The sequence below is a fragment of the Acinetobacter nectaris CIP 110549 genome (genome assembly GCF_000488215.1).
GTDB lineage: Bacteria > Pseudomonadota > Gammaproteobacteria > Pseudomonadales > Moraxellaceae > Acinetobacter > Acinetobacter nectaris.
The window spans coordinates 261,161-276,108 of the sequence record NZ_KI530734.1 but is presented as its reverse complement, the minus strand read 5'-3'; the positions used below and the strand labels follow the sequence as shown (position 1 = coordinate 276,108).

Genomic DNA, 14,948 nt, shown 5'->3' with positions numbered 1-14,948 from the left:
TGGGTTAATCTTTTTTAATTTGTGACATGGTGTGTTTTCCATAATCATATTGGGCAACAATTGGGCCAAACTTATTGAGGCTTTCAGGTGCATCAAGTTTGGGGAGTTTTAGCTCAATAAGTGTAAGTTGGTTTGGTGTATCTAGTGTACTTAATGTTTGATGTAACTCTTTGAGTGTTTCCACGTGGAACGTTTGTGCTTCGCCATAAAATACATGGGCGAGCTCGGTATAACGCCAATTGTGAATATCATTATATTTTGCTTCTGCACCAAGAATTTTACGTTCAATGGTATAGCCCCCATTATTTAAAATGAAAATAATTGGTTTCAGCTTATAGCGAACAATGGTTGAAATCTCTTGAGCGGTTAATTGCAATGAGCCATCACCAATAAATAAAATATGTCTTGCTTGAGGTTGCGCAAATAATGTTCCTACCAAGGCAGGAAGTGTGTACCCAATAGACCCCCAAATAGGTTGTGATATGTATTTGGCTTTAAATGGTAGAGAAATACCATTAAGTCCTGAGCTTGAGCAGCCTGCTTCTCCTAAAACGATATCACCATCACGTAGAAAGCTTGAAATCTGAGGCCAAAGTGTTGCATTACTTAGAGGCTCTTTACTATTTTTGTGAGTAGGTGCTTGTTTTTCAGAATTTATATTCTCAAGTGGTTGCTCGTGAATGTTAAAAATATGTTTGAGCAATGTTGTAGCCTCAATTCCTTCATAATATTCATGATTCAACTTAACATCATAGGGTTGAATTAAGATCGTATTTTGGTATGGAATATTTTGTGAAAAAATGGCTGTATTTACATCAGCAAATTGTGTTCCTATACATAAAAGACAGTCCGATTGTTCTACCGCATTTTTAATATCTGTTGGAGAGGATGCACCGCTATATACACCTAAATAATTTGGTGCGGCTTCATTAATTATATTTTTTGCAGTACCTAGTGAAACGAGCGGAATTTTATATTGTTCAGAAATATTTTGAATAATATTTGCAAAGCCAAATTTTTGAGCAAGATGATCAATCAATAAAGTTGGTTTTTGAGCTGAGGCTAATTTATCTTTTAATTTATGGACAACAGTATTGAGATAACTAGGTTCAGTCACATAAGGCTTGTATTGAAAAGGATGGGTGGGTGTTTGAATTTTAATATGAGTAATATCTGAAGGAAGTTGAATGTGGATGGGCCGTTTATAGGTTAAACAAGCTTGTAAAACGCGGTCAATCTCATAGGCCGCATTTTCAGGTGTCAGGCGTGTTTGTGCGACAGTAAAAGGCTTCATACAATTCATAATATGGTCGTAGTTACCATCTAATAAAGTATGATGAAGTTGTGCACCATTTTTTACTGCATGTAAGGGAGGAATCCCTGAAATATGAACAACAGGTATATGCTCAGAATATGCACCAGCAATACCATTAATTGCACTTAAATCGCCCACACCGTATGTAGTAACCATGACAGAAAGGTTTTGAATACGTGCATATCCATCGGCAGCATATGCACCATTGAGCTCATTGCATGTTCCGATAAATTGTAATTCTGTATCTGCCTCAATTTGTTCTAGATAGGCTAAATTGAAGTCGCCAGGCACGCCAAAAATATGTGAGATACCTGCTTGTTTTAATCTTTGGTTTAAGAAATTTCCTATTTCAATATACATGCGCTTACCTTTATTTAATCAATTATTTGGCTTTATGTATCTGCTTTATGCTAGAGCTTTATGAAAGTACATGTATATACGTGGAACTTATTATTTTTTTGTGGTTTTGTAGGGTATTAATAAGAAATCGAAAATAAAAATTTATATTTAAGCTAGTAAGCGTATCTTTGAAAATACTTTAACGTAAAATATTTACATATAAAAATATTATTTTAATAACACGCTAAATTTATATTTAAAATGATTTTATAAATACAGAAAATATAATTTGTTGGTAAAGTGTTTTATATTTTTTGGTTGGTATGAATTTTGCTTTATTTACAAATAAATAACGATAATTTTAATCGTTATTTCTAATATTTGAATTGATTCTTAGTCATTGATTTTTGTATTAGCAAGTATATGATAGCGAAATAAGTTAAATAATAGCTCTATTATTTAACTTATTTTATTTATAGAGAACCAAAAAGTTCTGAATAGAAATGAGATAATGAAATCACAATAAGTACAATATTTATCCAATATTAAATTTATATGTGATGGATTGCTCGAAATAGCGAAAAGGTCAAGGAACAAATGTCAAACCTTTCTTATGTAAATGAAAATACAGATGCTTGGCAAACTTATTTAGCGCAAATCGATCGTGTTGCGCCATATTTAGGTGATCTAAAAAATTATATAGATACATTGAAAAGACCAAAGCGCGCATTAATTGTTGATGTACCGATTGTTATGGATGACGGATCGATTCAACACTTTGAAGGCTATCGTGTACAACACAATTTGTCACGTGGTCCAGGTAAAGGCGGTATTCGTTATCATCCAGATGTAGATTTAAATGAAGTGATGGCTTTATCTGCATGGATGACAATTAAAACTGCCGTATTAAACTTGCCCTTTGGTGGTGCAAAAGGTGGGGTGCGTGTTGATCCACGTAAACTTTCTACACGTGAATTAGAACGTTTAACTCGCCGTTTTACCACTGAAATTAGCCCTGTTATTGGTCCTCAACAAGATATTCCTGCACCAGATGTGGGCACGAACCCAAATATTATGGGTTGGATGATGGATACATATTCCACTCAGCATGGGCATACAGTCACAGGTGTTGTGACAGGTAAGCCTGTACATCTTGGTGGTTCGCTCGGACGTGTACGTGCCACAGGTCGTGGTGTGTTTATAACTGGTTTACAAGCTGCGAAAAAAATTGGTTTATCTATTGAAAATAGCAAGGTTGCTGTACAGGGCTTTGGTAATGTAGGTAACGAAGCAGCTTATTTATTTAGTCAAGCAGGTGCAAAAGTTGTTGCTGTGCAAGACCATACAGGTACAATTTTTAATGCAGATGGTTTTGATGTAAAAGCATTACAAAACTATGTAGAACAGCATCACGGTGTTGCAGGTTTTGAAAATAGTCAAAAAATAGACAATGAAGCATTTTGGGATGTGGAAATGGATATTTTTATTCCTGCGGCATTAGAAGGACAAATTACGGTAGAGCGAGCAGAACGCTTGTCTGCAAAAATGGTTCTTGAAGGTGCAAATGGCCCAACTTATCCATCTGCTGATGATGCCTTACTTCGCCGTGGTGTGACGGTTGTACCTGATGTTATTTGTAATGCAGGTGGTGTGACTGTGAGCTACTTTGAATGGGTGCAGGATATGGCAAGCTATTTCTGGAGTGAAGATGAAATCAATGAACGTTTAGATAAGTTGATGATTCAAGCAATCGAAGATGTGTGGAAAACTTCAGAAGAAAAATCGTGTAGCTTACGTACCGCAGCCTATATTTTAGCATGTGAGCGTATTTTAAAAGCACGAAAAGAGCGTGGCATATTCCCAGGCTAATTCAGTTCGAATGATGTTGTAAATGCTTGGGTAAATCCCAAGCATTTTTGTTTATGGTTAATGAAAATTAAAATAATTTAGTTTCAACGGTTTTATTTATGATAAAACTAATAAAGAAATCCCTTTTTATAATAGAGGCATAAAAATGCAAGCGCAAGATCAAATAACTCGTCAAAATTTTGATGATTGGATGGTTCCCGTATTTTCTCCTGCTGAATTTATTTTAGTCCGAGGGGAAGGCTCACGTGTTTGGGATCAACAAGAAAAAGAGTACATTGATTTTGCGGGTGGGATTGCCGTAAATAGTTTAGGGCATGCACATCCTGTGGCCATTAATGCTTTAACTGAACAAGCTAAAAAACTATGGCATGTAAGTAATGTCTATACCAACGAGCCTGTATTGCGTTTGGCAAAAAATCTTGTTGAGAATACATTTGCAGATAAAGTCTTCTTTTGTAATTCAGGTGCCGAAGCCAATGAAGCGGCCTTAAAACTTGCAAGAAAAGTTGGTTTAAAAGTTGGTGGTGAGCATAAAAATCATATTGTTTCTTTTAAAAATTCATTTCATGGGCGAACGTTATTTACAGTAACTGCAGGTGGACAACCAAAGTATTCTCAAGATTTTGCACCGTTGCCAAAAGGCATAGAACATATTGAATATAATGATTTGGAAGCTGCAAAGGCTGCTATTACAGAAAATACATGTGCTGTAATTGTTGAGCCAATTCAAGGTGAAGGTGGCGTGGTACCTGCAAATCTTGAGTTTTTGAAAGGTTTACGTGAATACTGTACAGAAAAACAGGTTGTACTTATTTTTGACGAAGTACAAACAGGTGTAGGGCGTACAGGTAGCTTATATGCATATATGAATACTGGCGTAGTACCTGATATTTTAACAACTGCAAAAGCATTGGGTGGTGGATTTCCAATAGGTGCAATGCTGACGACTGATCATTTTGCAAATATGTATGCGGTAGGCGACCACGGTACAACTTATGGCGGTAATCCATTGGCAAGTGCTGTTGCAAATGCTGTTTTTGAGTTTGTAAATACTGAAGAAGTTTTACAGGGGGTTCAAAATAGCCATAAGCAATTTGTTGAGGGACTTCAGAAGATAAGCCAAACAGCCTCAATTTTTGATGAAATTCGTGGTCAAGGCTTACTTATAGGTGCTGTATTAAAGCCTGAATTTGCAGGCAAAGCAGGTGAACTTATGAAGCTCGCAAGTGATTATGGTGTATTGGTACTTGTTGCAGGGCCAAATGTTATTCGTTTTGCGCCATCTTTAGTGATTTCTGAAGACGAAATTAATGAAGGTCTACTACGCTTTTCAAAAGCAGTTCATCATTTTATTAAAGCTTAACCAATTAAAAAGTCGTATTTTAGATGCTAAAGAGAAGACTTTCTTTGGCATCTCATAAACAGATATGAAAGGAATAATAATGAAAACAATTGGACTGTTGGGAGGTATGAGTTGGGAGTCTACTGACTTGTATTATCAACAAATTAACCAAGAAGTACATAAGTCACTTGGTGGGCTCAATTCAGCCAAGATTATTTTAAACAGTGTGAATTTTGCAGAAATTGAAGAATTACAAAAAGTTGGGAATTGGGAGAAGGCAGGTAATCTTTTAAAGAAAGAAGCTTTAAAGTTACAACTCGCAGGTGTTGACGGTATAGCTTTATGTACCAATACAATGCATATCTGTGCCTCACAAATTACAAATGATCTTACGGTTCCTTTTTTGCATATTGCAGATGCAACAGCACAGATGATTTTAGAACAAGATATTCAACATATTGCCTTGTTAGGTACTCGTTTTACAATGGAGCAGCCTTTCTATAGAGAGCATTTAGAAAAGAGTGGTATTCAAGTAGCAATACCAAATGATGAGGATCGAACGATAATTCATGACATTATTTATAATGAATTGTGTCATGGGAAAATTATAGAAACATCGCGTTTAAAGTTTATTGAAATTATTCAAAGACTCAAAGATGATGGTACAAAAGGCATTGTTTTAGGTTGTACTGAAATTGGCATGTTACTGCCTGAACAGGAAATTTTAACAATGCCTTTATTTGATACAACAAAAGCACATGTGAAGCAAATTGTCGATTTCGTCCTTGATTTAAGAAGAAGTATCTAAACGATAATATTGATACCTTACACCACTATCATGATAAACCTCATATGTGGGTTGCTTATAGTCAGAGACCCACTCAGTACCTGTATAACCTGCAATATGCCCATAATTATGGCGTTTTGTTCTTTTAATAATATAAATGTCACCTTCAAGAGGCTGGTCAAAAGCAGGCTGTATCTTTTTATAACCAAGACTTTCTAAAGTATGTCCCCAATCAGATGCGGCAACGGGATGCTTTAGTATTTTTGCTCCTGCAGTTTCTAGTGCAATACGAATGCTCTTTGCACATTGAAACTGGCTGACAGTTGCGGATATACCTTCTAATGCTTGTGTAAATTTATCTATATTAATATGTGGTAATAATGTTTGATACTTTGTAGTCGCCGTTTCACTCAGGTTATCTGAAAAATAAAATGTTTGGCTAAATTTATGCTTATTTGGTGCTCGTCGCTGTTTAGATGTAATTTGAGAAATACTTTGAGTATTAATAAATAAATTATGTGTAATTGGCGAGTTGATATCATTCATATCAAAAATATATTCACTATGAATCATATGATTTCCTAAAAGTCATTTGAAATATTATTGTTTGATGACAGTGTCAATCAATATCGCATCATAATAATAAAAACTTAAAAAATGTTAAATAACCCGAATCACGGATAAACAATCATTTAAAAGTTCTGAACTTTAGGTTTAGTCGCAGTACATTGGTAAGCGATTAATGTTGCATAAATATGAGCCATATAGCTTTTCCATGAGCGATGATGAGAATGTCTTAAACCTAAGCCTCTTTGAGCTTTCCATTAACGGTCTCAAGTAAATTTCTCTGACACATATAAATTAAAGGGTATGAATACTATTATTTGATCTGGCTCGTGTAATGAGTTCACAACCCTGCTTTTGAAAGAATTGGCGATGGAATTGAGAGATATAGCCTTGTCCTGCAAACAACTTACCCTTGAATTTATTCATATAAAATAAGGGATATACCACTTGAATATCTGCTGTTTTGCCTGTGGTCACGGAAGCCGATACAATTTCACAAGCATGGTTGACCATTAAAAGAAGTTTAAACCCATAAAACCATCCTGTAGAAGATTTACCTCGACTCGCTTTACCTTTAAAGGTTTTATGTCGTGAGATTCTTATATTTTTGCAGAGACGTAATGGTGTTGAGTCCATCAATCAGAGATGATCTGACTTTGTCTTGGTACGAATGGCTTCAAAGAACGTAATGATAGCATCTGCATATTGATTGACGAGTGCATTAATACAGGTATAGCAAGGCAAATACTTAAAATCTTTGCGATGATAAAGTTGTTGAATAAAGACAATGAACTGCTTAAACGTTTGAAATCCACTCAGATGTAACCATATGGCCAGAAATCTAAGCTCTGATAGCTCTAGAAATGCTTGGCGAGAATGCTATCTCGTCCCCGATTCCTTTAAGGCTTCAAAATAAACAGACTTAAATTGAATACAAAAGTTATCGATTAAGCAAAATAGTTCCGTATAATAATACATAGAAGATTGTCTCTGTGTTGCTGTGTTGAAGCTCAATAAAGTAAGGTAATCTTCTCTTTTTTATAGTTCTTTAGCTTCGCTTATCCGTGATTCGGGTTAAATAGATTTGTTATAAAAATGAATTGACTAAATGTTAAAAATAGCTGTTTATAAAATGCTCGAAAAAATAAATTATGTTGCAATGCTTGGATTATATAAAAAATCGATTATGATAAGGCGAATAAAATTTATTACAGTTGCCAGCAAGTGATAAAAGTGAATTACTCTAAACTATTTTTAATCGGTTTTTTCTGCACAACAATTACAGGGTGTACTGTTGTTTCGGGTTTACAAACATATAATGTACCTGCTGAAGGTATGTATAAAACGGATTTAGGCACGACTGTTGATGTTATTCCTTTAACTCAAAATACAATTCCTGCGACAAGACCAGCAGAGATTAATAATAAAACTGAGTATCTTTCATTATTTGGTACATCACAACAAGTTTATAAAATGGCCTCGGGGGATGTACTATCTATCCAATTATGGAACTACCCTGAGATAGCTCCACCATCTATTACAATTAGCAATGATCAATCTGTTCAGGCTTACGGCTATCCGATTGATCAAGATGGCTATATTCAATTACCGCTTGTTGGCCAATACAAAGCAGAGGGAAAAACTCTCGCACAAATTAATAAAGATATTCGTCATTTACTTAGCCGTTATTTAAAAAGCCCAGATGTTTTAGTAAGAGTTTTATCTTATCAAGGTAAACGTTATTCTGTGCAAGGAAATGTGACGAAAGGTGGTCAATATTATTTAAGTGATCAGCCTGTAAGTTTATATGCAGCATTAGGTATGGCAGGTGGTGTAACAAGTAATGGGGATAGTACTTCTATTTCACTTGTACGTAATGGTCAAACCTATAATTTGAATACAGTCGCTTTAGAGAAAGCAGGATTTTCACTAAATAAACTCTTTATTCAGCCAAACGACACTGTTTATGTCAATGCACGTGCAAATAATAAAATTTATTTAATGGGTGAGTCTGGAAAGAATCAAGCTTTAGAAATGCGAGATCAAGGCATGACTCTTGCCGATGTACTTGGTGAAGGCTTAGGTTTAGATCCAAATTCAGCAAATTCAAGTAAAGTTTATGTGGTGAGAACAGGTACGAAAGACCATGCAACTGCTATTTACCATATGAATTTATCTAATATTGGTGATTTGGGCTTGGCAAGTCAGTTTACAATGCAGCGCAATGATATTGTTTATATTGATGCAACTGGTCTGACACGTTGGCAGCGTGTGGTTAACCAAATTATACCATTCTCAAGTACGCTATATACGCTTCAGCAACTAGGTAAGGGCGGCAATAATTAGGTGGTTATAAAATGCAAATAAAGAATGTCTTAGTTGTTTGTGTAGGAAATATTTGCCGAAGTCCTATGGCTGAATATTTTTTAAAAAAGCAAAGCCCTCATTTAAATGTATCATCTGCAGGTATTTCAGCATTGGTTGGGTATCCTGCAGATGATAAAGCACAGCATACAGCAAAGCGCTTCGATGTTGATCTTAGTCCGCATAGCGCACGACAACTCAATGCAAGTTTAGTTGCAGATGCAGATATTATTTTAGTAATGAGTTCTCGACAACAAAAACATATTGAACAAACATGGCCTGTTGCAAAAGGGAAGACATTTAGATTAGGTCATTGGCAAAATGCCAATGTTTCTGACCCTTTTCGTAAAGACCAAAAAACATTTGATGAAGCAGCGAACTTAATTGCTTCTTGTGTAAATGATTGGAATAAAAATTTAACTAATTGATGCGGATGCTATGAGCTATTCAACAGTAAAAACAGAAGAGACAGTAGATTTAAAAGAACTCTTTTTTTCTTTAATTGCGCAGTGGAAACTGATTAGTATTTGCGTATTATTAAGTGTTTTATGTGCGGTATTGTACTTACGCGTTACGCCTAAAACTTATGCTGTCGATGCAATGGTACAAATTGATGATAAAAACGGTGCATCATCTGCATTATTAGGAAAAGAACTTTCTGGAATTATGGGTGCAAGTGGCTTAGGTGGAACTCAAGTCGCTGATGGTGAAGTTGAAATATTAAAATCTCGTTTAGTACTAGGTACAACAATTAAGCAGCTGAATTTAGATGTGAGCGTAGCTGCAACAGATAATTCTTTTTTTAAAAAAGTTTTTTCACCAATCGATTTTTCTGTAAATTATTCGAGTCAGGCTGTATTAGTAGAAGATGGCAAGCAACGATTTTCTATTCGTAAATTAGATGTTCCTGAATCCTTTTTAGATAAGAAGTTGATACTTAGCTTTAATCATGAAGGTTATACATTAACTGATGAGAAAACTGAGCAAGTTGTATTTAAAGGTCAGCTTAATAAAATTGAAAATAAAAAAAATGAATTTGGCGAGCAATGGAATATTGAAATTGATGGTAATACTGCTAATTTAGTTGATCAAAAAACTTACTTTGTGACTAAGAATGCGATTACCACTGCAATGGGCGGGTTTCTAGCAAACTATTCAGCTGCAGAAAAAGGCAAGCAAACTAATATTATTGGATTAACATATCAAGGAGATGATAAGCCATTAATTGTTGATATTCTTAATCGTGTTTTAATGAATTATAAGCAGCAGAATATTGAAAGTAGTACAGCACAAAAACAACAAACACTCGTTTTTTTAAATAAGCAATTACCTGAATTAAAAAATGATTTAGATGATGCCGAAAAAGTATTTAATAGATTCCGTGAAAAAAATAATACTGTTGATGTGAACCAAGAAGCACAACTTTATTTAAAACAAAGTGTAGATTTAGAAACACAGAAAATTGTGTTACAAGAAAAACAAGCAGAACTTGCAGCAAAATATACTGCTCAGCATCCAGTGCTTCAGCAAGTGAATGCACAATTAGCATCCATCACGCAAAAAATTAATGATTTAGATGGAACTTTAAAAAAACTTCCTGAGGTACAGCGTCAATATCTACAGTTATATCGTGAAGTCCAAGTTAAAAACCAACTTTATACCAATTTATTAAATACGTATCAAACTTTAAGCGTTGCCAAAGCAGGTGAAATTGGCAATGTGCGTATTATTGATACAGCAGTAGAACCAGTTAAGCCAATAAAACCGCGTACTTTGGTCATACTTGCTTTATCTATTTTTCTTGGTGGTTTTTTAGGTGCACTGATTGCATTAGGAAAAAATTTATTACGTTCAGGGATAAAAGATACTGCTGAAATAGAAAATGAGTTTGATATTCCTGTATATGCAACGATACCACGTTCATCTCAGCAACAACTAAAAGACAAGTTACTTAAAAAAAGAAAAACAGTACCTGTCCTTGCATTAAAAGATAATGATGATGTTGCTGTAGAAAGTTTAAGAAGCTTACGTACAGCTATTCATTTTGCTTTAGCGAAAACAGCCAATAAGGTGATTATGATTTCAGGTGCTTCACCTGCAGTTGGTAAGTCATTTATTTCATCAAACTTGGCTGTTATTTTAGCGCAAAGTGGTAATCGTATTTTACTTATTGATGGTGATATGCGCCGTGGTTATTTACATAAATACTTTAATGATGGAAATGAGGTAGGTTTATCTGATGTTTTAAATGGTAAATTAGCCTTACAGGATGTAATTAAGGCAACAGAGCAAGAAAATTTATCATTTATCGGCCGTGGTAAAAATCCAACAAACCCCTCAGAGTTATTAAATACTGGGATGTTTGAGAAAATGCTTGATCAGCTTAAAAATGAGTATGATCATATTATTATAGATACACCTCCTGTACTTGCAGTGACTGATGCAACCATTGTTTCTCAATTTAGTGATGTAAACTTACTTGTCGTAAGGTTTGCGAAAACAGATAAAAAAGAGCTTGAGCTTACGCTGAATAGATTCTTAAATTCAGATAGCCAAATTCATGGTGTTGTATTAAACGATATTCAGCGTAGTAATGGTTATGGCTATAACTATAACTACAGTTATGACTATAAGTCGAAAAAAGAATAAAGAGGTATTCAGGCTATGAGATTACATCATAAGATTATTTTAATATCTGCAATAAACTTTTTGTCATCAACGATTCATGCGCAAGCATTTTTAATGAATGATAATAACCTGCGTTCAGATCTTAATTGGTTGAATCAGCAGGGCGTAATTCAGGTGAGTACATCTACATGGCCTTTAAGTAAAGATGAAATTATACAAGCTCTAAAAAATGCAAAAGTTGTTGATAATACACAGCAAAAAGTAATTGATGCTGTACAGCAAAAAATAAGTGAAGGCACCGCTCCTATTTCTGCAACTATAGGTACATCAACAACACAAAATAAATTGCCAAGTAGTTTTGGTGACTCAAATACTGCTCAATCTAAAGCAGGATTAACATTACAGCAAAGTTCCGATAATTGGGATGCTCACTTACAGTTAAACTTAGAAGCCAATCAAAGAGTTCGTACTAATAGCCCTTTTAATATGAATGGCTCGTATATTGCTGGAAAAGTATGGAATCAATGGCTGAGTTTTGGTAATACACCTGTGTGGTGGGGGCCTGGTCATGATGGGAGTTTAATTCGTGGTGATGCGACACGTCCAATGCCTGGGTTTACAGTGCAAAGAGCAGAGCAAAAGGCATTCGAAAATAAATGGTTATCATGGATAGGCCCTTGGCAATATCAGGTGTTTGCAGGGCAGTTTCAGCATTATACTGCTATTCCCGATACTAAGCTATTAGGTATGCGTGTGACGGTACAGCCTTTCCAGTCATTAGAGCTTGGTGCATCACGTGTGTTACAAATAGGTGGTAGAGGGCAACCAGATAGTTTTAAAGCATATTGGAATGCAATGATTGGTAATGATAATAGTTGCCAAGATGCCAATTGTGATGCAAATGCTGAAAATGCATCAAATCAACTTGCAGGATTTGATGCACGATTAAACTTAAAGCCACTTTTGAATATTCCAGTCGGTGTATATGGTCAAATGATCGGTGAAGATGAGTCAGGAAAGTTACCGGCAAAAAATCTTTATTTGGCAGGTATTGATTATTCATCAAGTATTTATGATAAACCATATCAATTTTATGTAGAGTGGGCGAATACCAAGACTGATGGCGTTGTAAAGGGATATTCTTATACGCATCATCAATATACAGCAGGTTATTATCAGTATGGGTTCCCTGTAGGGCATGGTATTGGTGGTGATGGTGAGATGTATTCTTTAGGTGGAAATCTTCAGTTAGATGCTATGAATAGACTTGATGGAAAACTACTTTATGCTGAAGTAAACCCTTGGAGTGACAAAATAAATAATGCATATCCAAATAAAGATACTATTCGTGCTTTAGCTTTGACTTGGGATCATCAGTTTAAACCCAATTATCATCTTGAATTCAAAGGCTGGCTAGGGCATTCACATGTTTATAATGGAGATAGTGGTATTTCCTTAGCCTTAAAGCTCCCTATTAATTTTTAAAAACTGTAAGTCCCTTTATCAATGAAAGTGCTAATTACCAAAATATTAAATAATCCTAGAATTAAAAATTCTATATGGATGATATTAGAAAAGGTTATCTCAATTTTTGGATTAATTTTTGTTACATCCTTTGTAGCAAAGTACATCGGTCCTGAGAGTTTTGGTAAATTAAGCTTTGCAACGACATTATTTGCATTGGTACAAAGCATAGCTATTTGGGGAACGGACGTTATTTGTTCAAAGCGGATAGCTCAAAGGCATGATTCTGGAGTCAAGCTTCTATCTGCTATTACGGTGTTGAGAGCTATACTATTTATCTTTGGTTGTATACCTATTGTTTTTATAATGTATGGGCATGACAATTTAAGTGTTATATTTGCAATTGCTGTAGGATTAGCGACTTTTATAGCTGTTCAAGATATTTATACAATCTATAATGATGCAACGCTAAAAGCAATATATAATGTTTTTGCAAATATTGTAGGTTTAGTTATAAGTTTAATTGTTAGATTTATTATAGCATTTTATAAATTAGACCCAGTTTATCTAGCTATCCCTATTATATTAGTAGCTTTAATTCCATTTCTTATCAAAAGAAAAATTTTTAATAAAAATGTTATAGTTGAAAATACTAATATAAAAATAAATAAATGGAGATATACTAAATATATCTTCTTTTCAGGTTTAACTATAGTTGTTTCTGCAATATCAATTGCAATTTATACGAATATGACTCAAGTGATGCTAGGGACACTAAGTACAAAATCTGATCTTGGTGTTTATGCTGTTGCCTTTACCTTAGGTAGTTCTTGGAGTTTTGTTAATATAGCTGTACTAACATCCTTTACACCAAAGTTATATCAATCAGATTCAACTTATTCTGCATCAGAAACTACAGCTTTAGTTTCTCGAGTAATGATTTTCTTGGGTTTTATATATTTAATAATATTTCTAATATTTGGTAATTATTTAATACAATTTTTATATGGAGATAAATATATACTTGCATATAAAATCACTCCCATTTTAATAATTGCGACCTTACTTTCAAATTTAGGTCAAGTCTATGCAAGATATATGTTTTTATATAATGGTTTTAAATACCTCATGTATAAGACTATTGTTATTGTTGTTTTTGGACTGATTCTAGGGTGGTATTTAGTATCTTTCTGGGGTATTTGGGGTGCGTCATATAATGTACTTATTATTGAATTTATTTCATTAACAATTCTTAATTATTTTTTTAATAGTGCAGATATACTAAAAGCACAGAAACATATTTTTGGAGCTAAGCGTGTTAAAAAAGATTAGGAGGAGTATATCAGCTTTAAAGTATTATCTTACATATGATAAGAATATAGATACTCCTATATTTAATGCTGAAGATGGTTTATGCTTTTTAGATATTTGTAAAGATAGCTTACGAATGAATAAAAATGTTCCTAAAGTAGTTTGGATGTATTGGGACCATGGTAATATTCCTGTTTATATTCAAAAGATAATTCAGAAATTTAAAAAATTAAACCCTGAATATAACATTAAGATTCTAAGTGCAGGTACACTTTCAGAATATTTGCCAAATTTAAAATTTTCTGCATCTGATCTTAATTTAGCAAATAAGTCTGATATTATTCGTTTAGAACTACTTTATAATTATGGTGGTATTTGGGTAGATTGTACAACTATTTTTTATGAAGACTTATCTTGGCTAAACTCACTAATTGAAAAGAATAAGTATGACTGCATAGGATATTATAGAGAAGTATCTACAATAGATTATGAATTCCCAGTTATTGAAAGCTGGTTCTTATGTGCCCCTCCTAAAAATAGGTTTATTAAAGAATGGTTAGATATATTGTCACCATTAAAAGATATGGGATCAGAGCAATACTTTTTAATGATAGCAAGCAGATCTGATTTTAATATTATAAAACAAGAGATTACAACTCCTGAGTATTTGCTTGTATATTTGGCAGAGCAGATAGCTATGAGAAATATAAAAAATAATAATTTTTATTTAAGAAAATGTGAAAGTACAGCATTTTTATATCAAGAGTATTTTGAGTGGGATAGTATAAAAATGACAACATTATTAACTCAGCTAAATAAGCCTTCAGATATGCCACCTCTTATAAAGCTAACTAATTATGATAGAGTTTACTTAGATCACTTGATAAATCTAAATTTAGTACGTAAAAATTCAATTTTTTATGAACTTTTAAACCAATAACCTATTTTTTGAAGTCTAGTAT

Annotated in this window: 12 protein-coding genes; 9 read left to right on the top strand and 3 right to left on the bottom strand. The window is 33.9% G+C overall.

Annotated features, from left to right (window positions below; all coding sequences use genetic code 11):
• Positions 1–4 precede the first annotated feature (4 nt).
• Positions 5–1,675: an alpha-keto acid decarboxylase family protein gene (locus tag P256_RS10245; RefSeq protein WP_023273611.1), complete on the bottom strand. Its 1,671-nt coding sequence runs from the start codon at positions 1,673–1,675 to the stop codon at positions 5–7.
• 576 nt (positions 1,676–2,251) lie between these two features.
• On the opposite strand from P256_RS10245, the gene P256_RS10240 reads away from it, so the two are divergent.
• From P256_RS10240 to P256_RS10230, 3 genes are all read left to right on the top strand, one after another.
• The gene (locus P256_RS10240) at positions 2,252–3,523 is read left to right on the top strand and encodes a Glu/Leu/Phe/Val family dehydrogenase (RefSeq protein WP_023273610.1); all 1,272 of its coding nucleotides are present in this window, start codon (positions 2,252–2,254) and stop codon (positions 3,521–3,523) included.
• A 145-nt stretch (positions 3,524–3,668) separates the two neighbouring features.
• Positions 3,669–4,886, top strand: a complete 1,218-nt coding sequence (locus P256_RS10235; protein ID WP_023273609.1) for a bifunctional succinylornithine transaminase/acetylornithine transaminase — start codon at positions 3,669–3,671, stop codon at positions 4,884–4,886.
• Between the two features lie 79 nt (positions 4,887–4,965).
• Complete coding sequence (locus P256_RS10230; protein WP_023273608.1) at positions 4,966–5,673, top strand: aspartate/glutamate racemase family protein; 708 nt, start codon at positions 4,966–4,968, stop codon at positions 5,671–5,673.
• Here P256_RS10230 and P256_RS10225 read toward each other — a convergent pair.
• Both P256_RS10225 and P256_RS10220 read right to left on the bottom strand, forming a co-directional pair.
• Entirely contained in the window at positions 5,656–6,225 is a 570-nt protein-coding gene (locus P256_RS10225) for a hypothetical protein (RefSeq protein WP_023273607.1), read from the bottom strand. The two genes, P256_RS10230 and P256_RS10225, sit on opposite strands and share 18 nt — an antisense overlap.
• Positions 6,226–6,513: 288 nt before the next feature.
• Positions 6,514–6,855: a transposase gene (locus P256_RS10220; protein WP_023273606.1), complete on the bottom strand. Its 342-nt coding sequence runs from the start codon at positions 6,853–6,855 to the stop codon at positions 6,514–6,516.
• Between the two features lie 597 nt (positions 6,856–7,452).
• On the opposite strand from P256_RS10220, the gene P256_RS10215 reads away from it, so the two are divergent.
• The 6 genes from P256_RS10215 to P256_RS10190 are packed head-to-tail and all read left to right on the top strand — an operon-like array spanning position 7,453 to position 14,926.
• Positions 7,453–8,565, top strand: coding sequence for a polysaccharide biosynthesis/export family protein (locus tag P256_RS10215; protein ID WP_051353587.1), 1,113 nt, complete (start codon positions 7,453–7,455; stop codon positions 8,563–8,565).
• Positions 8,566–8,576: 11 nt separating this feature from the next.
• Complete coding sequence (locus tag P256_RS10210) at positions 8,577–9,011, top strand: low molecular weight protein-tyrosine-phosphatase (protein WP_023273604.1); 435 nt, start codon at positions 8,577–8,579, stop codon at positions 9,009–9,011.
• 10 nt (positions 9,012–9,021) lie between these two features.
• On the top strand, positions 9,022–11,232 hold the full coding sequence (locus P256_RS10205; protein ID WP_023273603.1) for a polysaccharide biosynthesis tyrosine autokinase: 2,211 nt from the start codon (positions 9,022–9,024) through the stop codon (positions 11,230–11,232).
• 15 nt (positions 11,233–11,247) lie between these two features.
• A complete protein-coding gene (locus tag P256_RS10200) occupies positions 11,248–12,696 on the top strand; it encodes a capsule assembly Wzi family protein (RefSeq protein ID WP_023273602.1) in 1,449 nt (482 codons plus the stop codon).
• Positions 12,697–12,717: 21 nt separating this feature from the next.
• The gene (locus P256_RS10195; protein ID WP_023273601.1) at positions 12,718–14,007 is read left to right on the top strand and encodes an oligosaccharide flippase family protein; all 1,290 of its coding nucleotides are present in this window, start codon (positions 12,718–12,720) and stop codon (positions 14,005–14,007) included.
• A complete protein-coding gene (locus P256_RS10190) occupies positions 13,991–14,926 on the top strand; it encodes a glycosyltransferase family 32 protein (RefSeq protein ID WP_023273600.1) in 936 nt (311 codons plus the stop codon). Before P256_RS10195 ends, P256_RS10190 begins: the two co-directional genes overlap by 17 nt.
• The last annotated feature ends 22 nt before the right edge of the window (positions 14,927–14,948 follow it).

Bases quoted from the DNA above. Each gene is read 5' to 3' on its own strand.
- P256_RS10245 (WP_023273611.1), bottom strand. From the start codon at position 1,675: ATGTATATTGAAATAGGAAATTTCTTAAACCAAAGATTAAAACAAGCA.
- P256_RS10240 (WP_023273610.1), top strand. From the start codon at position 2,252: ATGTCAAACCTTTCTTATGTAAATGAAAATACAGATGCTTGGCAAACT.
- P256_RS10235 (WP_023273609.1), top strand. From the start codon at position 3,669: ATGCAAGCGCAAGATCAAATAACTCGTCAAAATTTTGATGATTGGATG.
- P256_RS10230 (WP_023273608.1), top strand. From the start codon at position 4,966: ATGAAAACAATTGGACTGTTGGGAGGTATGAGTTGGGAGTCTACTGAC.
- P256_RS10225 (WP_023273607.1), bottom strand. From the start codon at position 6,225: ATGATTCATAGTGAATATATTTTTGATATGAATGATATCAACTCGCCA.
- P256_RS10220 (WP_023273606.1), bottom strand. From the start codon at position 6,855: ATGGACTCAACACCATTACGTCTCTGCAAAAATATAAGAATCTCACGA.
- P256_RS10210 (WP_023273604.1), top strand. From the start codon at position 8,577: ATGCAAATAAAGAATGTCTTAGTTGTTTGTGTAGGAAATATTTGCCGA.
- P256_RS10205 (WP_023273603.1), top strand. From the start codon at position 9,022: ATGAGCTATTCAACAGTAAAAACAGAAGAGACAGTAGATTTAAAAGAA.
- P256_RS10200 (WP_023273602.1), top strand. From the start codon at position 11,248: ATGAGATTACATCATAAGATTATTTTAATATCTGCAATAAACTTTTTG.
- P256_RS10195 (WP_023273601.1), top strand. From the start codon at position 12,718: ATGAAAGTGCTAATTACCAAAATATTAAATAATCCTAGAATTAAAAAT.